This is a genomic window from Bacteriovorax sp. BSW11_IV, from assembly GCF_000447755.1.
Taxonomy (GTDB): domain Bacteria; phylum Bdellovibrionota; class Bacteriovoracia; order Bacteriovoracales; family Bacteriovoracaceae; genus BSW11-IV.
The window spans coordinates 17,162-38,500 of the sequence record NZ_AUNE01000046.1; the positions used below are offsets into that span (position 1 = coordinate 17,162).

Here is a 21,339-nt window from a genome sequence, read left to right on the forward strand (position 1 = left end):
TATGAGCTCGAATGTGTTTGCTGCGGGAAACGGCTTTCACGATGTTGTTAGTTTTAATATGGGAATGATTAGCCATTCTGTAACTGAGAATGAGAGTACACTTATTCAAACAGATGATAGTGTGCAAACTGAAGATACTTCTGCAGTGGCCGCGAGCTCAGCTGTATCAGCAATTAGTTTTAACCTTAATTGGGAATTTAAAACTGAACAAAAGAAATCATATTTTGTGCAGGCTTTTGTTCCAATGATGACTACCGGTGGTGCTGGTGTCTTCTTGGGTGGGGTTGGAATGAACTGGTATCTCAATGATATGGGTTCAAAATACACATATGTTCAAAATGGAACAGAACTAACAATTATCCCTAAATTCAAATACTACTGGGGTGCCAGTACTGGAATTGGGTATGTTGTTTACAACACCGAATCAGCGAAGAAAAGTGATGTTTTCTTCGATTTAGGTGTTCATGGTGGCGGTGTGTACGGAATTGGTACGAACAGAGGAATTAAATTAGAAGTTGGTGCAAGTCGCGCTACAGGTGTGGCCACAACTGGAATAAAAATCGGATTCTTTTTAGGAATGACTCAATATTTATGAAAATTTTAACTTTTTTACTTTCTACATTTGTTGCTCTTGGTGCTTTTGCATCTGAGTTTAATATTAATAGTAATCCAAGTGATTGTGATGTTTTTATTATCGGTGAAAATGGTAAAAAGAATGCCGTTGGTAAAACTCCGTATAAAGGAAACTTGGAAAGCTTGAAATCAACGTATGGTTTGACTGGTACGATGCAAGTCGAGGTGTATAAACCAGGTTTTGAAGCATTTAATATTTCAGTGCCTCTCATTAGCAGCTCTGCAGTAAATTTAAATGCCAATTTAGAAGTAGAAAAAGATATTAAACTTACTCAAGATGTTGATCTTCTTGTAACGGATCTTTTTGATGTACTGAGAATGATGAGAATTAAAGATTTTTCATCAGCTTTTGCAAAATTGGATAAGCTAGAGGCAAAGTTTCCTCAATACTCAATCATTTATGAGATGAAAGGATCAATCTCGTATATGCAAAAAGAGTTTAAAAAAGCATTAAATTACTACAGAAAAGCTTTCGGTATTAATCCGAAAAATAGAGAAGCATATAAGATGAAAGTTTATCTTGAGAAGAAGTTTCAAGTTGCTGGCGATGTTACTGGAGGTAACGGGTGAGAAGAACGAATATATTCATTATTCTATCCATTTTCATTTTTGGACAAATTTCATCTTTGGCCGAAATTGGAAATCTTCCAAGTCTAGAGTGGCAAAAGCAAGGTCTTGAAGACAAAATCAACGGTAAAGTTGAATCTCTTTTGCTTTCTATCTTAAAAAGAGATCAATTCAGTGTAGATGTTGAAATTGTATCGAATAATCCTGCTGATCCAGAATTTAATAAACCTCTTGATGCAAATGGGAAGAAAAAGGGCACTGGTATTGGCCCTAATGGTGAAGTAGAACTTTCTGAAGAAGAAAAAGCAAAGATTGAAGAAGAAAAGAAATTAGAAGAAGCAAAAAAGTCGAATGCTGCTATTAAATTCTCTGATGTAGAACCTGATGCAAATACAGGTGATCATATCGTATTTTCTAAATTTGGTATGGAAGCTCCTCTTATTGATGATTTTAAAGATTTTCAACCTGATGGGAAAATCTTTTTAACAATGGAAAATGATAACGATAAGAAGAAACTTGAAGAGTTGAAAGAAAAATTCAACGAAAAAGAAAAGCAATATCAAGAACGAATTAAAAAACTTCAATATGAAAAAAGCCAATCAGAAGGGCAAGTCTCTCCAGTTGAACAGATGTGGAAGTATAACAACACAATTGATATTTTCAAAAATCTTAAAGAAGTGAATATTCTTGTTCGTTTAAGTGAAGGCCTAGATGAACCAGTTAAGAAGAAAATTGAAAAATATGTTCGTGATCTTAGATTTAACTTAGGTTCCATTGAGCCATCTATCAAATTTGAGTACTCAATTCTTGGTAATGATATTAATCAACCAACGAAAATGGATAAGATGAAAGAGTGGCTAGAATACGCAAGTAAATATGCAACTCTATTTGGTATTGTTATTGGAACTATTCTCTTTGGTCTCATTGCAAATGGTCTAGTTAAGAAATACTTTGAACTTAATACAGGTGTTTCTAACACAGGTAATTTCAAAATGGATGGTGGGGCAGACCAAAAAGATTCTGCCAAAGAAGAAGGACTTCCTGCACTTCCTGGCGGATTTGATGCTGGAGAAATGGCCGTTGCTGGCCTTAACGGAATTGAGAGATTTAAGTTCTATATTAAGAATACACCGAATGATGCCATCATGCTTGTTAAGAAATGGGTGCGTGGAGATGAAAAAGGATCTGATTCAGCTCTTAGGGCCCTTGTACAACAGATGGAGAACGATGAACTTAAAATTATTTTTGGTTCATTATCTGAGAATGAGAGAACTCACTGGCGCAACTTGCTAGATAAGCCACTTCATGGTCCTGAGCTTTCTCGTGCTAATGACTTTATTAGTAATCAGATTGTTCAAAGTGTTATTGTTCCTTCGACAATTGATGATCCTGAAACATACGATCTAATTCTGAAGTTAACTCCAGAAAAAGTCGTGGCCATGGTTCAAGCAGATCCGAAAATGTCTGCCATCTTAATGAACGCATTAAGCTTGTCATTTGTTAACGAAGTTTTATCGAAATGTCCTGAGAATATTAGAGATACTATTATTAATAAGTCTGTTGAAGTTAAAGCTAAAGATGTTGTTGCTGCTCAGGGCACATTAAAATCTCTTCTAGCGAAGTATGTTGAAACTGTTGAGGAGAAACCATTTGTTGAAAAATTATTGAAATTGATTCCAATGACAACTCCAGATCTTGAAGAGTCTCTATTTAAGGCCCTTGCTAGAAATATTAATGCCGATGTCTTGAAAACTACGGCATTATCAAATTTTCCTGCGGCCCTTATTTCAGAGTTGCCAGTACCATTTTTGAAATCAGTACTGTCTTCTTACCCATTGGAGAAAAAAGTTAAAATGCTTCTTTCTGTTGATGAAGAGATTAGAACAATTTTTATGGAAATCTTTGCACCAGAAGGTTCCAAGGCCAATGATCTTATTATGATTGAATTTGAGTCATATGAGCGCGATGAAAGTGAAATGGATAAAATCACTGAAAATGCATCTAAATACTGGCACGACTTTGTTCTTTATACTCGAAATGAGATTAATAAAGATAAGACATATTCTAAAGAGATTTCAGATCTTCTGGAAACTTGGAGTCAGGATATGGAAGTCACGAAGAAAAATCATTTACGCGAAGTCGCTTAAAATAAAAAGGCCTCCATATTGGAGGCCTTTTTTTATATAGATAGAGTTCTAACAATATCTAGATACTTGCTCTCTACTTCAATTTTCTTTTGCAAACATTCTTCGAATGGAACAGAGATAATCTCACCATGCCTCATTGCTGTAACAACGGCAGATTTTCCTGAGTACAATTCTTTAACTGCAAGGTAGCCCATTTCTGAAGCGATTAAGCGGTCTGTTGAAATTGGATTTCCACCTCGTTGAATATGACCAAGGATACATACATGAGCGTCAATTGAGTAAGAATTTTTCAGCTCTTCTTGAACTCTATAGCAAAGTCCTGGTTTTTCACCTTCGGCCGCAATAATAATTGAAGATGTTTTTCCTCTGGCAATCCCTCTTTTAATATCACCAGCGATTTGTTCAAAATCAATTTCTTCATTTTTAGTTGGAAGAATAATATTTTCAGCACCTGTCGCAAGTCCAACATTTAGTGCAATTGCGGGAGACTTTTTACCCATAACTTCTACAATAAAAGTTCTGTCATGAGATGAAGCAGTGTCTCTAATCTTATCCACGGCATCAATGGCCGTTTGAACAGCAGTGTCAAAACCAATGCTGTAATCCGTTCCTGAAATATCGTTATCAATTGTTCCCGGAATACCTGCCACAGGAATTGCATGTTCAGTATGTAAAGACCATGCACCATTGAACGAACCGTTCCCGCCAATAACAACTAAGGCATCAATTTTTTTTCTCTTTAAGATATGGGCAGCTTCTTTACGAATATCCGCTTGGTGAAATTCCATACATCGCGAAGTTTGTAGCATGGTTCCACCGTGTTGAAGAATATTACCAACACTTGAAGCATCCATTTTTTTGATATTACCTTCAAGTAAACCTTGAAAACCTCTTTGGATTCCATAAACTTCAAGGTTGAGATTAATGGCCGTTCTAACAACTGATCGAATTGCACAGTTCATTCCCGGACTATCACCACCACTACATAAAACAGCAATTGACTTAATCTGCTCACTCATTTCTTTTCCTTATTCAAAAATATTCTTTCCAACAAATGTTGGAGGAAATTCAACACCCATAGCATAGAGTACAGTAGGAGATACATCTTTAAGTGCATGTTCACCATGAGAAACATCAACTTTTTGATTTTTAAGTTTCTCATTAATTACGGCAAAAGGCACTGGTGAATTTGTGTGAGAAGTGTGGGGTGTCCCATCTTCGTACATCATTTGATCACTGTTTCCATGATCGGCGGTGATCATAAGAGTAATATTCTTCTCTTTGCATTTTTGGTAAAGTCTTTCAACACACTTATCAAGGGCCTCGATGGCCTTGATAGCCGCTTCAAATTTACCTGTATGACCAACCATATCTGAATTTGCAAAATTAACGAGATAAAAATCTACTGATTCATCGTCGAGGGCCTTAATGAGTCTATCTGTGACTAAGGGGGCACTCATTTCTGGTTTTTCGTCGTAAGTTTTAACTTCTTTAGGGGAAGGAATAAGCACATGCTCTTCATTCTTAAAAGGCTTCTTTTCTCCACCATTAAAAAAGAATGTAACGTGCGCGTATTTTTCTGTTTCAGCAATTTTAAATTGCTTTTTACCGATAGAGCTTAAGTACTCAGACATCCCGCCGCTAACTTTTTCTTTGTCAAAAAGAATAGGTAATTCGATATCATCTGGAATATAGGGAGTCATACACAGGAAGTAGACAGGTTTTAGCGTTCTATCAAATTCTGAGAAATCTGGTAGAGTCATAGCTTGTGAAATTTGAATGGCCCTGTCTGGTCTAAAATTTAGGAAAAATACACAGTCATTATTTCTCATCGCAAATTCTTTTTTGAAAAGAACTGGCGTGATAAATTCATCAAAGATTTCTTTTTTATATTCTGCTTCTAAATACTCTTCCGGAGAAAGGTCAGTGATATCCCCATGTCCACTAAATGCATTAATGGCATGCTCAATTTTATTCCATCTTCTATCCCTGTCCATTCCAATAGAGCGTCCTTGCATCGAAGCGAAATTGAAGCCACTCATGGCCTGAAGCTCTTGAATATACTTTTTCCCACAAGCAGGAGGGGTATCACGCCCATCCATAAAAGCGTGGAAAAACACCTCAATACCTTCGTATCGAGAAAGGGCCTTTATCGTTTCTTTAATATGTTCAATATGCGAGTGAACTCCACCATCCGAAAGCAGACCCATGAGATGAATACGTCCAGAGTTGGCCTTGGCCGTTTCAATGAGCTCTCTTATTAAGGGTAAATCAGCATAAGTTCCATTGCTGATTGATTCATTAATTCTCACTAAGTCTTGGCGCACTGGACGGCCGGCGCCGAGGTTCATGTGACCAACTTCCGAGTTCCCCGTAACACCTTTAGGAAGACCAACACTTTCTCCACCTGCTTCGATGGTCGTAAATGGGTAATTCGCAAAGAGATAATCAATATGGGGTTTATTTGCGTGCTTTATAGCATTCTTATGATCTTCAGAATTGATCCCGAAACCATCGAGAATCACTAGAAGCGCACGGTTTGAGATAGCTTTAATTGATGTCATTTTCATCCTCGTGTAAATATCCTTCATCATTATAGTCCCTAAAAATGGACCTTAAAAGATGAACTCGACGTTTATTGCCCAGGCCTAAGTCAAGAAAGGCCTGCCTCATTATTAAGCCAGTCAACTTTTGGCAAAAATCAGGAAATTTTGTTCATTTTATACGTTTTTCTAATAGTTTATAGATTTTGGTATAATAATCAAAGTTTATCGAGACTAAAAGAGTTTATGATTTGAGTAAGTTATATTCAAAAGGGGTGGGATTATGAATAAAAACAGTCAATCCGGTTTTGCTTTAGGACTAGCTGTTCTTGTTTTGGCCGCTGTGGCCGGTGGTTCGTTTTTAATCTTTAAAAGATTAGAAACATCAAATAGGGCAGCACAAAATGAAATTAAAAATGAAAGAGGTCGTGTCGAAACTCAGAAAATTCTGGGGCTAGGCGGTTTCCTTATTTCAAATAACCTCATTCTTTGTAAGCAAGGTAAATGGGGTAATGGTGTTTATGAAAACCAGTGTAAGTGGATGGGGCAACAAAAAGATAAGAACTATGATCCATCAGACTTTGGTCTAAGCAACCTTAGATATGAAAATAATGGGGATCTTGTTTTTGATCTTGTACAAGATAAAGACTCATTCAAATACAAAAGTAGTATTACTTTCAGATTAATTGGTACTGACAATAATGAATCATTGAAAAAAGCACTTGGGGAGAAATCTCCAACAGTTCGTTTCATTGATAAAGATAATTTTGTAGTTATGACTAAGGCCAGTGTTGATATGCCAGATATCGGTGGTCGTATTGATCAAGTTGATGGTCTTGGTGCATTCAAAAGACCTATCGCCATTCCAAGTATCAACATTCGTGGATCTAGCTGTCTTGCTCAGTGTAATACGTCTTTAAGTGAACACATCAATCCAGCTTGTCGTGGTGAATTCTCAATTGATGTTGATACAATGACAGATATTGAAATCGTTACGCACAATGAAGGACCAGGTGTTCTTTATGCTCTTGATTATGAAAGACAAGTTGTATTTAGCAAGGATGTAACTGGGGTAGTTGCACCTGCAAATACAAAAGCTTCACTTCCAATTGATGGATTTGTTCCAGCAAACACTACTGTTCAATGGGCGGATAGAGTTCCATGTGCAACTTTTGTTAAGAACGTAACTAAGAGAGTTGTAAATAGAGGATTAGCAGGTTCTTCAACTTCTGAAGAAAAAGTGAGTCAGCACTCTGAGCCTGCAGGGTCTATTGTATATAAACTAGATGCAGCTTCGCCGCTGTCAAATATTGAGCCTTTTAGATTGAATACTAAGATTCTAGCTGAAGGTGATGTAATCAAAGGTAAAGTGAAGGAAACAACTGTAACAATTTTTGTTAATCCTCCACATTAAGATTTAAGTCATAGTAGTTAAAAGATTATTTTTCGCTAGGAGAGTGGTACGTGAACTGGAAATCTAAAAGACAACGCGGTATGAGTATGGTCGAAGTGATGGTGGCACTAGGTGTCGTCGGAGCTGGTGCCTATATCGCAATCAACGCTTCAAAATTTATATCAACCCATGAGAAATCTGCTAATAAGTCGAGTTCAATGACACTTGTTAACCAAGAACTTCTTAAAGGTGCTATGCGTATGCTAAATCATACGACAGATGGCAATAAGAACGTTAATGGTGTTTGTAAAATTGTAAACTCGGATGCTATTGCACCGGGTGTTGGTAGTATCTATATTAATCTTGGAAATCCAACGGCCGTATTTACAGGTGCTCGTTGGAGTGAATTGTTACCAAATTGGGATTCAACAACTTCACAAGAATGTAATCAAAAAGACAAAGCGTGGGGCCGTTGTCTAGCGATTAAATCAGTTTCAAATATGAATATGACAGCAGATCAATTGAAGAAGTTGAATGTTGTTGGTGATGTTCGTATCACTCCTGTAAATATGAACTCAAGCCTTGGAATGAACTTATTTCAAGAAATTCCTGTGGCGATTAGAAATAAAAATACTGACGTTAAAAACGTAGGTTTTATTGTTGAGGCGTCCGTTTTCTTTAATAAGGAAAATGGTGAAGGCCGTGAACAAAAAGAGCTTAAAGATTTCGTTTGGGCCCCTTCTGTAGGGACTTGTGATTATAGACTTGCTAACGGAACACAAGTAAAACTCTCTCTCGCTGGTACTGGAGCATCTGATCCGGAAGGAAAGACTGTTTATAATAGAAGTGGTTTCGGTGGTAATAAGAAAGTTCCTCTAGAAGTAAGTTTCAATAAAAGTCAGGCACAAGAAGGTCTACTTTCTGAGAACGGACAATATATTACAACGAACTCACAAAAGAATATTTATGGTTCATGTAATGAAGTTCTTTATAGATGTCCGCAAGAGAATTCAAACAATAGAGAGTATGATGCCGTTAAGTATCAAGCACGTTTGAAATACAACACTGATAATCAGTTAACGAATTCAACTTCTATGAATGCTAATTTTAAATTTAGCTTCAAAAAAGGTGGAAGTAGTGGTGCCAGAGCGGGTGGATCACAAGATGTTCGTTATGCCTTTGATGGCAAAGAACTAACTGAAAATGAAATGCCTGTAAACGTAAATGGATCTCACGAACTACTTATCGCAGTTACTGATAAAGGTTCAAGTAATGCAAACGGTCTTTGTAGAAGTGTTTGTAGAAAAGATTCAAACTACAATAAAAGTGGAACAGACTATGTTGATAGATTCTCTCCATTTCTTGAGTATGTATTCAGCGGATTTAATTCTAAGGGATTCGTAGACTCCTCAACAGAAGAGCTTGGTTGTACAGCTTGTTATATGAAAAGTTGTGATCAATTTGGTCTAGGAACTTTTGGAAAAATGGATGAAATGCCAAATCAACCACTTGATTCTATCGTTCCAGAATGTTCTTTAAAAGAATCTAATGAGACAGTATTTGGGATGAACCCATATTTTAATGCAAATAAAACTGGTGGAAACTGGGGCGATTCATCAAAAACATGTATCGCTGCTAGATTAAATTCTACTCAAGATGGTTTTGTCTACTCTGCTGAAAGTTGTTCTGAACAACTTCCTGTTATGTGTTACAACTACGGTACTTTCTTACTTGCTAGAGATGTTAGCTTATCATCTGAACAGTTGGCAAAAGTTCCTTTTAGTAGTGCAAATGACAGATGTGTACTTATGGGAATGGAGACAACTCCTGCTCAAGAGCTACGCGACTATATGGGAACACCAAATCTTCCATTTCCAGTTGATGGTGCTAACTTCAAATACTTAAACCTTGCACAACAAGGGTTTTTCTTAGCGCCACAACTTCCACAAGACTACATGGACTTCAACAAGTGGAGAGAAGAGAGAAAAATTAGTAGTGATACTAAATTTTGGGTAGCAATGAAAAAAGATGGTAATGACTTTGCTGTTATTCCTCCAGCTGTAAGTGCTAAGGCCGAGAACGCAAGGTTTGCAGTTTTCTTTGATGGCCAAGGTAGTTTAACTTATAGAGACTATAAATTTAATCTAGGGCTAGCTCCTTTAAGTGGATCAAACTATGGTGCAGTTCTTTCGAATCATTTGAAGTTCAAAGGTTTAAAAGTTGCTAATGACAATGATCCATTTGGAAATGGCGACCAGTTAAAATTCCTTTGTCGTAAAAAGAGCTATCCATTTGATCTTTTCATCTCAAGTCAAGATTCAAAAGAACAAGATAAGGGTGATATGATCTGTGGTTTTGAAGGTGGAGTTTTCGCTCCTCCAACATCTGCTGTGAGTTGGGTTAAGGCCTTAACTTTGGTTGCACCAATTCATAAAAGACATGCTTTCCCTAATCCTGAAATTAACAAAGCTGATGATGTTCAAGTCGTATGGGTTGCCTTAAAAGGAAGCTCTGCTGATGTGATGACATTTCAACCTTACAATTCTTCTTACTTGAAAAATATTGGTGATACATCAATTTACACTCCTGAGAGTGTTGATGGTGATGTGAGACTAATGGATGGAGATGGTAAATTTCATGATCCAAAAGCTCAGTTAGTTGGAAATACTTTTGGCTCAATCAAAATGGATCCAAATGTTCGTTTCAGAGTTAGAATTAACGATGACGCTACGATTGAAGTTCTTTTCAATCCTGGTGGAACTGCGAAAAAAGAATACTCTGCTGATGAAGTTGTAAATATGTTCAATGCAGCAGCTGGTTCAAGAGCTAAAATGGAAAAAGCAAACCTTGGACCACTTGGACTATTTAAGAATTTCAGAATTAAGTCTCTATCAGCTCAATCAAACTCTGAGGTTAAAATTTTAACTGGTGGAGCTGAGTCTGAACTAGGTTTTGGAGCTGGGCAAACTGCTTATGCGCCTAACTCACAGAGACTTTGCTATAAAGACAATGGTTATTTAGAGTCTCGTAATAAAGATTATAATTGTGGAGCAAATTCTATCGCGTTTGACACAGTTAAAGACTCTAAGAATTTTCATGTAAACTTTGGGATTCATAATTTCAATGGTGGCATGAAGTTTAGATTTGGCAATTAGAAAAGGTTTTGAGCATGGAAGGTCAAAAAGGTTTTACCCTCGCTGAGGTAATGGTCGCAGCGGGGATGGTGGGGTTGGTAGCTCTTGCTGCCAACTATGGATTAGAAATGATGAGTAAGATGAAGCGTACCAGTGAAGCTAAGGCCGCTCAGTCTACACTTGTTAATGAAATAGGAAGACAACTTACAAGTGTCGGAAAGAAAATTGTTTGGACAAATTTCGATTTCAATCGATCGTTCTACGTAAATAATTCTGCAACTTCTGTTATGAAAGTAAATTGGACATTTGCAGATATTCCAACGGCATCTTCAGTTTCAGATATTCAATTTCAAACAAAAGTGAAGGGTTTAACAGTTACTACGGTAAGAGATAGTTTTACCCTTGAATATGTTAATGATGATGGTTCTGATTCAGGATTAATCGCGAGTAGATGTGTTCCTAAGGGAAGCTATAATGCGAAAATGTCTGCAACGAACGCATTAAGTCTGGCGTATGGCCCATTCGTATTCAAAGACAATAAGGGGATTTTTAGAATTAGATGTTGTCGTATAAATGGCCCAGGACTTTGTTCTGGAGATACTATCGACGAGTCCGGTGATAGCTGGCGTGTAAACACTTTTATGATTAGACGAAATGCTATGAGAACGATCCCTGGAGAGTCTGATGCACGCTATATTCTTGGGGCCGGATTTGCGTTTTATTTCAATCAAAATACTGAACCGTACTCATATACAAATTATGTATTCTCAATTCGTAATGGGTGTCCAAATCAAGTTCAAGACTGTGATAAGGTTATTCCGCCGCTTATTAAACAATATCGTGGTGATGTAAACTCAACAGGAGTTCATGACTCAGGAGTGTTGATTATTAAGTAAGGGTCTTGAAATGAAAAAATGTTGTACGTTGCTTGTTATCCTATTTTTACAATCATGCCAGTTTGGGCAATCTTCTTTCGAGGTTTCAAAGACCTCGGAAGAAGTCCGAATGAAACTAAAAGAAGTTCTTCCTGTTTTGGAGAGGCCTAATTACGATGTCATTTTAGGTCGTACTCCAAGTCAAAAAGAATTGGAACTCGGGCGTTTAATCTTCAACGACACCATTCTTTCAAGAAATAACGATGTGAGCTGTGCCACTTGTCACCTTACAAACCATGGACTTGCCGATGGTAATGCTCTTAACGTGGGAACATTAGGACAAGGGGGACCAAGCGGTGATGATGTTGGTAGTGCTTTTGCTGAAGGCGTTCTCTCTGTGTCACGCTCAACGGGAGAAGATGGATTTGGATTTGTTGGCCCAACTTTCTTTTTTAGAAATACATTATCGACTGTGAATGTTGCTTATAGAGTAAATGAGGCCACTGATAATGGTCTTTTTCACGATGGACGTTTTGGACGAATCCACTTTCAAGTCTTATTGCCTATTCATACTAACGTTGAAATTTGTGGTACGAATCCAATCGTATTGAATGAAAAAGGTGAAAATATCTTCGCAGAGGGTGGCCCTCTTTTTGATAAACCCGTTACGATTAATCATAGTAATAGTAATGATGACTATACAGGACAAGATACGGGGAAATTTCACGCGCAACCACAAATTATCAAGGGTATTCCCTATAAGAGAAAAGATGGCTCTATTTCTATTCCAAATAGAAATGAGTGCTTGGCCATTCTTGTGGCAAAAATGAGGAAGGTTCCTTATTACCAAAAAACATTTCAAGAAGTTTATGGTGAAGATGTTACTGATTTGAATATAGGTCGCGCGATCTCTAGTTTTGTAATGACCCACGTTGCTTTGAATACTCCTTATGACAAATTTGTAAAAGGAGAAAATTCACTAGATGCTTCACAACTTAGAGGTCTCGCAATGTTCATGACTCCAATCGGAAAAGAAATTGAAGTTGGAGGTAAAAAATTAAAAGGTGTCGGCTGTATTAATTGCCATGATAAAGGAACATTTGGTGGTAATGGTTTTGCTTCATTGGGAGTGAGATCAGATTCGAGATCTCCTTTGTCGCGCACGGATTTTTCGACAAATAGAAATAATGGTTTTTTTAGCAGACCACGAGTGCAAAGAGGGTATCTACCAAATTGTCACGTTCTAGGCTCCAGTGCATTGGAGACTACGAGCTATGTTCCAGATATTGGTAGGGCCAATGGAAGCTTCAATAGTGATGATTGCTTTAAATTTAGAATTCCACCTTTAAGAAACGTAATTGAAACATATCCCTATTTTCATCACGGAACAGAAAGGGCATTAGGTCGCAATGAAAGTGATTTCGAAAAGAGAAGTTTGCTCGCCCTCAAGAATGTTGTGGCCTATCACTTGCGTGGACCCATTAATCCGCAGCTATATTCGGCCTATGACGTTCAAAAACCATTTTTTGATGATCTCTATCAAAAAGACTTTCTGGTTCCTTATTATGCCCAAAACTTTATCGATTATAAGTTAAAAGGCCCAAACCATGTTGATCTCTTTCCTGTCACATTGGATGACGAGGCCATAAATGACGTCGTCAACTTTATAGCTTATGGACTATGGGATAAGAGTTCTATGAGCAAAGGTGCGCTTGGAAACGACGTTTCTCACCCCAAAAAGGTGCCTTCAGGCCTGTCTCCATCGATAACTAGGGATAATGGTAAACAAACAGAACTGCCTCCCAATGGGAAATACTGATCGTCTAAAAAACAGGCGTCTAATCTTTATACACCCCGAGAAATAATTACATTATATATTTCAATAGGTTAAGTGCCGTTAAAAACGGCACGCTTATTGCTTACTACATAGCAAAAGGTTTTTTTATTTTTTCATCGCTTGGAGGTTATATGAAAAAGTGGAATAAGTGGCTTTTGCTATTTGTAATATCAGGATTCCTAGTTGCATGTGGGAAAGACAATAATGTTTCCAGTGGAACTACAAGTACTACTACAGAAACAGTAAACGAGACAATTACTGATATCAGTAATGTTCAATATCCTACAACTGTTGAGCAGTTTAGAGAATTTGTAAGACAAGATAAGTTTGTATATATTAATCAAAGCTCATACATTGATAGAATGAAATTTAATTTCAGAAGATGTGATAAAACAACATACTCAGGTTGGGATGCAATTAAGAATATGTTCAAATCAAATTGTTCAAATTCTACAACAATCACTGCATATGAGTATGCTGCAGATAAGCAAGTTGATTCAAATTTAACAGGTAAATATACTCGAGCTGATCAGTTAAGCCATTTACTCTCATTGATTGATGGTGCAACTAGAAAGTATTTCGGAACTTCTTATGCTCAGTTAGTAGTTGAGCATAGTAATAAGGCATACATTATCGATTTAAGTGCTCCTGCCGCAGCAAACCCAAAGCACTCGATTGAAAAAGTCGGAACAAACGTTTATCGCTTCACTGACTTTTACTACTGGCAAGGCGAATAATCTAAAAATAGAAAAGGAGAGCATTTTGCTCTCCTTTTATTTTCCTTCTTTTCCAAAACTTCTCTGCAGTAAACGTCAAAATCCTATATAATAATTAGTGAATAAAAATATTAAAAAGGATTATATTATGGCCGTTTACAAATCAGACTTAAGAGATGTTTACTTCAATCTTTTTGACATCTGTGGAGTTCAGACTAATGAGTTTGGTCTTGGTGAAGCAGAGATTAAAGATGTTATCGAACAATTCTATAAATTCACTGAAAATGAAATCTATCCATGTCGTACAACAGGTGACCATGAAGGTGTAAAGCTAACTGCTGAAGGTGTCATCGCGCCACCTAGTTTTGTTGGCCCTCATAAATCATTCTATGAAAATGGTTGGTACGCCCTTGGTTATCCTGAAGCTATTGGTGGTATGCCAGCTCCTCACGCAGTTAAAATTGCTTGTAATTCACTGGCTATCGGTGCAAACGTAGCCTTTTCTATGTACTACGGACTTTCTCAAGGTGCTATGAACGTTATTGAAAAAGTAGGTTCAGAAGAACAGAAAAATAGAATCATACCAAAAATGATGGATGGTACTTGGGGTGGAACTATGTGTTTGACTGAACCTGGTGCAGGCTCAGATGTCGGTAATGCTAAAACAACTGCGGAGCCAACAGGTGACGGAAAATATAAAATCAAAGGTGTAAAAATCTTTATCTCTTCAGGAGAGAGTGATCTTTACGAAAACAACATTCACCTTGTTCTAGCGAGAACTCCAGGTGCGCCAGAAGGAACGAAAGGTCTGTCTCTATTTATCGTACCGAGATACCACTTTGAAGGTGGAGCGGTGAATGGAGTGAAGTGTACAAAGATCGAAGAAAAAATGGGAATCCACGGTTCAGCGACTTGTGAGTTAACATTTGGTGAATCGGGTGAATGTTTAGGTGAGCTTATCGGTAATGAGTATGATGGTATGGCCAATATGTTTATTATGATGAACGAGGCCCGTTTACTTTGTGGACTTCAAGGCGAGGCCCAAGCAAATCTTTGTTATATGCTTACTGAACAATATGCAAAAGAGCGCGTTCAATTTGGAACTGAGATTATTAATCTTCCAGATGTTAAAAGAATGCTTCTTAAAATGAGATCAACTGCAAGAGGTCTTAGAGCTCTGTCTTATTACACAGCAAATCTTTTTGATCTTGCACACAGTGGCGATGAAAGTATCGAAAATGAGATCGCACTTTTTACTCCAATTTGTAAGGCCTACTGCTCAGATGAAGGTTTCAATATTTCTGTTGATGCTATTCAAGTTCACGGTGGTTATGGTTACTGTACAGAGTATGGGATTGAGCAATTTGCAAGAGACACAAAAATCGCAACAATCTATGAAGGAACTAACGGAATCCAGGCGATGGACTTTGTTATGAGAAAAATTCTAAAAGATGAAGCGAAGACATTCTTCTCAGTTGGGGAGAAAATCAAAAAGACAATGAGTCTTCCAGAAGCTAAGAACTTCCCACATGAGATTTCAATGATTGGTAAATCAATGGAAATGTCGGAAAAAGTTCTTCATAAATTTGGAAAGATGATGGCCGCTAAGAATATGAATGGTGTTCTTGCTCACTCGACAGACTTCCTAACTTATTGCGGGAATCTTGTAGTATCTTGGCTATTGCTAGAGCATGCATGTAAAGCTCAAGCTAAAATTGGTTCAGCTAGTGGTGATGATAAAACATATTATCAGTCAAAAATTAATGACTTTAAAGTGTTCTGCCAGTATCAACTAACTAGAAATATTGGACTTGCTCATAACGTATTAAACTTTGAAGAAGATCTGACAAAGATGGAAGTTTAGTAATAGATGAATTAAGAACAGTTCAAATAAAAGGATAATATGAGCACGGCAAAAGTTGACGAACTGATTTTCGAATTTAGCGATGAAAAACACGGTAATTCGGATTATTACAAAGATCAAGTGTATGTATTAGGGGAAGATGGCAAGTCCATGGCCCCATTAAGTTATATTTTAAAAAAAATGAATCTTGCAAATGCTGATGGGCTTCATGCCCTCGGCTTTGTTCATGATTCTTTTGAAATTTTTTCTCCAGAGAATTTTGAAGTTTGGTACGAAGAGCAGTTTTCAAGAAAACTAAAAACAAGTGGCCTTAGAAATATTGCCATATTACATAGACCAAACAACAAAACAATTTTTGATGCCATAGAAACTGTAAATAAGATGTATGAAATTCTAAGAAGAGAAAATATCTTATTAAATGGTAAGAAGCTTCCTGTTCAATTGGGAGAGTGGTACGCAAAAAATGTCTTCGGCTTAAGGCAAGTGAAGTCTGCTTCTCAAAGAGGATTTGATTTCTATCTTGGCGATAAAACGGCCGAGGTTATGGTTCACTGGGGGGATCAAGCGTCACCTAAAGGAATCAAGCTTAGAAAGTCTCTCGTTCAATTAAGCGAATATTGTATTATCGTTTATGTAGCACGAAATTTAATGATCAGAGAAATTTGTTTCTTGGATTCAAGCTTTGTTCTTAGAAAATTCGCTTCAAAGGGGCATACGATTTTCTTAAAGGATACAGATATATCTTCTTACTTTTTCAGCCATTCAAATAAGCACGTAGATAAAGTGAAGAATAAAATTGCATTGATGAAGTACTCAATGCCCACTTTAGCGATGAAGCTAAGTGAGCATTTTTCTTAATTCGTATTAGCGAAGTTCATAGCGCAGCAGGCGACATTCGATATTCCCATTATAAAAAGGAATACGTTTTGAAGTCTGCAGCGCAATCTTTTTTCTAAGTTCTTGATCAGAAGTAAAGATGTAACCTCTAAAACCTTTGTAGTTCTTTTTTAGGTTTTCACCATAGTTGTGGTAAAGATCTTCTAGACTCTCTTTGCTATTCATTCTCTCTCCGTACGGAGGGTTACAAATAACAACTCCTGGTGCTTCGATTTCTTCTGGATAGAAACGAGTGGCATCATTGTGTGAAAGAGTTACGATACCATCTGGAATCCAGGCATTGAACAAGTGTTCCTCACATAGATCGAGGTTCTTCTTATCAATGTCATTACCAAAAAATTGAAATTCCTCAAGCTTATTGAAGGCCTCAAGACAATGGTTATAAATATCTTGAAGATACTTTTTTGTATCTTTAGTGACATAAGTTTTTTCAAGAAACCACTTTTGCTTTAGAAATGCAAAACTCTTCTCATTTCTTTCAATGTAGCGCTTTACTCTCAAGTAAGCTGGAGGAATGTTACCTTTAATTAGAATTGCTTCAATCAAAAGAGTTCCCGTTCCACACATTGTATCAATGAATAAATCTTCTTCTGGGTTCCAGTCAGTACTTAGAACTATAGCTGCCGCAAGGTTCTCTCTTAGAGGAGCTTGGTGACCACTTTTTCTATAACCTCTATTGCTTAGTGCATCTCCACACATGTCGATAAAAATAGAAGCATTCCAACCATTTTTATTTTCTGGGCTCTCGAGTCTTAGAAGAAGACCCATATCTGGATTTTCTGTATCAACAGATGGTCTTTCATTGTAGATGTCGCGAAAGTGATCTACCAGCGCATCTTTTAGAATTTGAGAAACAGCAATTGAGTTTTTAAAAAACGATTTAGCTGTCATATCAAATAAAGTTGTAATCTTAAAAGTTTGCTTTAGATCTAATATTTTTTCCCAAGGCTGAGTCTTTGCACTTTCGTATAAGTCTCTTTCATTTTTAATTTTTAAAAAAGCAAATGATTTATAAACGCGACTTGCGATACGAGAATTTAAAAGAAATTTAATCCCACTGAAATCATCAGTTTTAAAAAGAATTCCGCCTTTTTTGATCTCTATATTTGTAATCCCGTGATCGAGAATTTCTTCTTCTAGAAGACCTTCCATTTCACGTGGGCATGAAGCAAAGAAAGTAGATAGTCCTTTATTTTCGTTACTATCTCTGTTGCTTCTGTTGTCTCTCTTATCTTTAAAGTTCAAACTTTAGTCCTTTGGAATCAATAATTGTTTTAAAGCTTTTCGCTTTATTTAATAGATCTCTGTAGCTATTTTCGAGCATGGGGTTTAAATTTCCGTGTTTAAACCTTTTAATACGCCATAAAGCAATAGAAAAGAGGCCAAGTAAAATGGCATCGGCCAAATAATTTTTCTCATTGTCATTGAGGGCGTGACTTAACTTATATCCCTCGCAGAATGATTCGACTAATTGAGGGTTGATTTGCCCCTTTTCGATACAACTTCCAGAAATTGAAATACCTAAATCAAGAAGAGCATTACCTAGACCAGCCTGCTCAAAATCGAGTAAAACGGCAATGGACTCGTCCCAAAAAAGTGTATTGTCGTAATACAGGTCACCGTGAATGAGGCATCTTGTTTTGTTTACAGAAAGATAGCCTTTTAAGTCATCGCTGAAAACTTGATGAAAGGCCTCGCTAAAATCAGCAGGACAGCTAGGGTCATCAATGAATTCTCGTATTGTTTTTGCGTCTTGGCCAATTGCGGCATATTCTCTGACATCTAGTTCTTTATCTTTAGTTGTGGCGTGAAGTTTTCCTAGGGCGCGTCCTATTTCGCGACAAGTTATATCTGATGGACCCGGTGGAATGCCTTTAATAAAGGGAAACAGAACGCCAAAGAGATCTTCTTGCTTGTACACAAGCTCACCTTTGATTGTTGGGAGAGCGCAAATTGAGTAAGGGAAGCCCAGGTCTTTGAGATGCTTTAAAATATGCTGTTCATCACAGAGCTCTGCAAAACCTTTATCGTTTGAAACTTTTAAAAGATATTGTTTATTGCCAGTATCAACTTTGTAATTGGAGTTGGATATTCCTAGAGAGAGGGCCTTAAGCGTGAACTCGTCCTCAATTCCATACTGATTTAGTATTCTTTGTGCCGTTTTGGGATGAAGTTTGCTATAATCACCCATAGAAATTATCCACCTTTTTATGTTGCAAAGTGTTGTCTAGCTTATTAATTGGCAAGGTAACCTTGTTCATGAATTTTTACAATGTTATAGTACATAAGATTTTTTAGTAACTAAATAAATTATAGCTTCTGGAGGAAGTATGAGTTTTACAGATTACAAAGTTAAAGACATCTCTCTTGCGGATTGGGGAAGAAAAGAAATTCAAATCGCTGAGAGTGAAATGCCAGGGCTAATGTCACTTAGAGAAGAATTTGGTCCATCTAAACCACTTAAAGGTGCAAAGATCGCAGGTTGTCTTCACATGACAATTCAAACTGCAGTTCTAATTGAAACTCTAGTTGAACTTGGTGCTGAAGTTAGATGGTCTTCATGTAATATCTACTCAACTCAAGATCAAGCTGCTGCTGCAATTGCTGCTGCTGGAATTCCTGTATTTGCTTGGAAAGGTATGAACGAAGAAGAGTTTGACTGGTGTATTGAGCAAACTCTTAAGTGGGCAGATGGCTCACAACTAAATATGATTCTTGATGACGGTGGTGACCTTACAAATATGGTTCACGACAAATACCCAGAATTAATTGCTGGAATTAAAGGTCTATCAGAAGAAACAACTACTGGTGTACACAGACTATATGAAAGAGTTAAAAAAGGTACTCTTAAAATGCCAGCTATCAACATCAATGACTCTGTTACGAAGTCAAAATTTGATAACCTTTACGGATGTAGAGAGTCTCTAGTTGACGGTATTAAGAGAGCAACTGACGTAATGATCGCAGGGAAAACTTGTGTTGTTGTTGGTTACGGTGACGTAGGTAAGGGTTCAGCCCAATCACTTAAAGGTCTTGGTGGTAGAGTAATCGTTACTGAAATCGATCCAATTTGTGCTCTTCAAGCTGCAATGGAAGGTTTCGCTGTAATGAAGATGGATAAAGCTGCTGAGCTTGGAGATATCTTCGTAACAACTACTGGATGTGTTGATGTAATCAATGCAACTCACCTAGATAAAATGAGAGACGGTGCCATCGTTTGTAACATTGGTCACTTTGATTCAGAGATCAATATTAAGCACCTTCACAACAACTACACTGAGACAAATATTAAGCCTCAAGTAGATATGTATACTTCAAAAGATGGTAAGAGAAGAATCATTCTTCTTGCTCAAGGACGTCTAGTTAACCTTGGATGTGCTACAGGTCACCCTTCTTTTGTAATGTCTAACTCATTTACAAACCAAGTTATGGCCCAACTTGAAATTTGGGATAACGCTGACAAGTATGAAAACAAAGTTTATATGCTTCCTAAGCACCTTGATGAAAAAGTTGCTAGACTTCACCTAGCTAGAATTGGTGTTGAACTTGATACACTTACAGGTGTTCAAGCTGAATACCTTGCTATCCCAGTTGAAGGTCCATACAAGCCAGACCACTACAGATACTAATAAAAATGAGGGCCTGTTTTTAAACGGGCCCTTTTTCATTTGTGGATAAGTTATGAAAATATTTTTAGCTACAGACCACGCTGCCTTTACTCAAAAAGAAATGGTTAAATCTTACTTGTCTGAGCTAGGACATGAAGTTGTTGATCTTGGAACGCATACTGAAGAACGTTGCGATTATCCAACCTATGCCATCGAGCTTGCACGTCATGTTGCAAAAGAAAATGGTAAAGGTGTTTTGCTTTGTGGTTCAGGAATTGGTGTATCGATTGTTGCGAATCGCTTCAAGGGAATTAGAGCGGCACTTTGTCGATCGGCCAAAGAAGCTGAGCTAAGTCGTGCGCATAATGATTCAAATGTTCTATGCATGGGCGGAAGACTTTCATCGGAAGATGAATTAAAGGCCATGGTAAGAATTTGGTTAGACACTGAATTTGAAGGGGGCAGACATACACAGCGAATCGCCCTTTTTGATAGTTTAGGAGAAGAGGTTTAATGAAAATTGCAGAGAAAGTAACTTACGGTTTAGTTTTTTTATTTGCTATTATAGGTATTTATTTTGCTTATACGGATATGGCCTACTTCGAAGGAACTTATGTTCGTGAAGATGGATTCATTGAATGGCTAACTGTTGTTGCATTATTGTCGGGATCATTTCTCGCATTTTATCGTGCGGCCATTTTAAAAGTATTTAGAGGACCATGGTTTTCTTTTTGCTTAGTGGTTCTTGGGTGTCTGTTCTTTTTTGGAGCAGGTGAGGAAATTTCTTGGGGCCAGAGAATCTTTGATATTCAAAGCTCAGATTTTTTCATGACCCACAACTCTCAAGGTGAGACCAATCTTCACAATTTAGTAGTTGGTGGCAAAAAAATTAATAAAATCATTTTTGGAACTCTACTTGGTATTTTCGTGGGAGTGTATTTTTTAATTCTTCCATTTGTTTATAGAAAAGTGGAAAAAGTTAAAAAACTAATTGATAGCTGTGCTATTCCAGTTCCAAAGTATATTCATATTGTTTTTGTTCTTATTGTTGTTGGTATCGTTGAAATTATCGGTCTTGCAGCTGATGGTCATGGAAAGAAAGGTGAGATTATGGAATTCGGCCTA

General features: G+C 37.2%; 17 protein-coding genes. 13 read left to right on the forward strand and 4 right to left on the reverse strand.

Annotated features, from left to right (window positions below):
* Nucleotide 1 precedes the first annotated feature (1 nt).
* Genes M899_RS13125 through M899_RS13135 form a run of 3 tightly spaced genes read left to right on the forward strand, consistent with a single transcriptional unit; the run spans nt 2 to nt 3,347 of the window.
* A complete protein-coding gene (locus M899_RS13125) occupies nt 2-595 on the forward strand; it encodes a hypothetical protein (RefSeq protein WP_155897216.1) in 594 nt (197 codons plus the stop codon).
* Entirely contained in the window at nt 592-1,203 is a 612-nt protein-coding gene (locus M899_RS13130; RefSeq protein ID WP_021271949.1) for a tetratricopeptide repeat protein, read from the forward strand. Before M899_RS13125 ends, M899_RS13130 begins: the two co-directional genes overlap by 4 nt.
* Entirely contained in the window at nt 1,200-3,347 is a 2,148-nt protein-coding gene (locus M899_RS13135) for a hypothetical protein (RefSeq protein WP_021271963.1), read from the forward strand. Before M899_RS13130 ends, M899_RS13135 begins: the two co-directional genes overlap by 4 nt.
* A 32-nt stretch (nt 3,348-3,379) precedes the next feature.
* On the opposite strand, the gene pfkA is transcribed toward M899_RS13135, so the two are convergent.
* Both pfkA and gpmI read right to left on the reverse strand, forming a co-directional pair.
* A complete protein-coding gene (pfkA, locus tag M899_RS13140; protein WP_021271972.1) occupies nt 3,380-4,366 on the reverse strand; it encodes a 6-phosphofructokinase in 987 nt (328 codons plus the stop codon).
* 9 nt (nt 4,367-4,375) lie between these two features.
* Nucleotides 4,376-5,911 (reverse strand): 2,3-bisphosphoglycerate-independent phosphoglycerate mutase, encoded by a 1,536-nt coding sequence (gene gpmI, locus M899_RS13145; RefSeq protein WP_034729411.1) that lies wholly within the window; start codon nt 5,909-5,911, stop codon nt 4,376-4,378.
* Nucleotides 5,912-6,173: 262 nt separating this feature from the next.
* On the opposite strand from gpmI, the gene M899_RS13150 reads away from it, so the two are divergent.
* The 7 genes from M899_RS13150 (at nt 6,174) to M899_RS13180 (ending at nt 16,567) form a co-directional block, all read left to right on the forward strand.
* Nucleotides 6,174-7,304 (forward strand): hypothetical protein, encoded by a 1,131-nt coding sequence (locus M899_RS13150; RefSeq protein WP_021271964.1) that lies wholly within the window; start codon nt 6,174-6,176, stop codon nt 7,302-7,304.
* 50 nt (nt 7,305-7,354) lie between these two features.
* Complete coding sequence (locus M899_RS13155) at nt 7,355-10,438, forward strand: PilW family protein (RefSeq protein ID WP_021271950.1); 3,084 nt, start codon at nt 7,355-7,357, stop codon at nt 10,436-10,438.
* 14 nt (nt 10,439-10,452) lie between these two features.
* The gene (locus M899_RS13160; RefSeq protein ID WP_021271969.1) at nt 10,453-11,313 is read left to right on the forward strand and encodes a PulJ/GspJ family protein; all 861 of its coding nucleotides are present in this window, start codon (nt 10,453-10,455) and stop codon (nt 11,311-11,313) included.
* A gap of 109 nt (nt 11,314-11,422) precedes the next feature.
* Complete coding sequence (locus M899_RS13165) at nt 11,423-13,111, forward strand: cytochrome-c peroxidase (RefSeq protein WP_021271952.1); 1,689 nt, start codon at nt 11,423-11,425, stop codon at nt 13,109-13,111.
* Between the two features lie 149 nt (nt 13,112-13,260).
* Nucleotides 13,261-13,866 carry a hypothetical protein gene (locus M899_RS13170; protein ID WP_021271962.1) on the forward strand — a complete coding sequence of 202 codons (606 nt, stop codon included), beginning with the start codon at nt 13,261-13,263 and terminating at the stop codon, nt 13,864-13,866.
* Between the two features lie 127 nt (nt 13,867-13,993).
* On the forward strand, nt 13,994-15,709 hold the full coding sequence (locus tag M899_RS13175) for an acyl-CoA dehydrogenase (protein ID WP_021271955.1): 1,716 nt from the start codon (nt 13,994-13,996) through the stop codon (nt 15,707-15,709).
* A 39-nt stretch (nt 15,710-15,748) separates the two neighbouring features.
* Nucleotides 15,749-16,567 carry a hypothetical protein gene (locus M899_RS13180; protein ID WP_021271966.1) on the forward strand — a complete coding sequence of 273 codons (819 nt, stop codon included), beginning with the start codon at nt 15,749-15,751 and terminating at the stop codon, nt 16,565-16,567.
* A 6-nt stretch (nt 16,568-16,573) separates the two neighbouring features.
* On the opposite strand, the gene M899_RS13185 is transcribed toward M899_RS13180, so the two are convergent.
* Nucleotides 16,574-17,851 carry a THUMP domain-containing class I SAM-dependent RNA methyltransferase gene (locus M899_RS13185; RefSeq protein ID WP_021271967.1) on the reverse strand — a complete coding sequence of 426 codons (1,278 nt, stop codon included), beginning with the start codon at nt 17,849-17,851 and terminating at the stop codon, nt 16,574-16,576.
* Nucleotides 17,841-18,797, reverse strand: a complete 957-nt coding sequence (locus tag M899_RS13190) for a phosphotransferase (protein WP_021271956.1) — start codon at nt 18,795-18,797, stop codon at nt 17,841-17,843. Before M899_RS13190 ends, M899_RS13185 begins: the two co-directional genes overlap by 11 nt.
* 139 nt (nt 18,798-18,936) lie before the next feature.
* On the opposite strand from M899_RS13190, the gene ahcY reads away from it, so the two are divergent.
* The 3 genes from ahcY to M899_RS13205 all read left to right on the forward strand — a co-directional run.
* The gene (gene ahcY, locus M899_RS13195) at nt 18,937-20,235 is read left to right on the forward strand and encodes an adenosylhomocysteinase (RefSeq protein ID WP_021271961.1); all 1,299 of its coding nucleotides are present in this window, start codon (nt 18,937-18,939) and stop codon (nt 20,233-20,235) included.
* Nucleotides 20,236-20,287: 52 nt separating this feature from the next.
* Nucleotides 20,288-20,728, forward strand: coding sequence for a ribose 5-phosphate isomerase B (gene rpiB, locus M899_RS13200; protein WP_021271968.1), 441 nt, complete (start codon nt 20,288-20,290; stop codon nt 20,726-20,728).
* On the forward strand, nt 20,728-21,339 hold a 612-nt coding region (locus tag M899_RS13205; protein ID WP_034729408.1), incomplete at its 3' end, for a hypothetical protein. The genes rpiB and M899_RS13205, both read left to right, overlap by 1 nt.

Coding starts and splice junctions, on each gene's coding strand:
- M899_RS13125 (WP_155897216.1), top strand. CDS start 2: ATGAGCTCGAATGTGTTTGCTGCGGGAAACGGCTTTCACGATGTTGTT.
- M899_RS13130 (WP_021271949.1), top strand. CDS start 592: ATGAAAATTTTAACTTTTTTACTTTCTACATTTGTTGCTCTTGGTGCT.
- pfkA (WP_021271972.1), bottom strand. CDS start 4,366: ATGAGTGAGCAGATTAAGTCAATTGCTGTTTTATGTAGTGGTGGTGAT.
- gpmI (WP_034729411.1), bottom strand. CDS start 5,911: ATGACATCAATTAAAGCTATCTCAAACCGTGCGCTTCTAGTGATTCTC.
- M899_RS13150 (WP_021271964.1), top strand. CDS start 6,174: ATGAATAAAAACAGTCAATCCGGTTTTGCTTTAGGACTAGCTGTTCTT.
- M899_RS13160 (WP_021271969.1), top strand. CDS start 10,453: ATGGAAGGTCAAAAAGGTTTTACCCTCGCTGAGGTAATGGTCGCAGCG.
- M899_RS13165 (WP_021271952.1), top strand. CDS start 11,423: ATGAAACTAAAAGAAGTTCTTCCTGTTTTGGAGAGGCCTAATTACGAT.
- M899_RS13170 (WP_021271962.1), top strand. CDS start 13,261: ATGAAAAAGTGGAATAAGTGGCTTTTGCTATTTGTAATATCAGGATTC.
- M899_RS13175 (WP_021271955.1), top strand. CDS start 13,994: ATGGCCGTTTACAAATCAGACTTAAGAGATGTTTACTTCAATCTTTTT.
- M899_RS13180 (WP_021271966.1), top strand. CDS start 15,749: ATGAGCACGGCAAAAGTTGACGAACTGATTTTCGAATTTAGCGATGAA.
- M899_RS13190 (WP_021271956.1), bottom strand. CDS start 18,797: ATGGGTGATTATAGCAAACTTCATCCCAAAACGGCACAAAGAATACTA.
- ahcY (WP_021271961.1), top strand. CDS start 18,937: ATGAGTTTTACAGATTACAAAGTTAAAGACATCTCTCTTGCGGATTGG.
- rpiB (WP_021271968.1), top strand. CDS start 20,288: ATGAAAATATTTTTAGCTACAGACCACGCTGCCTTTACTCAAAAAGAA.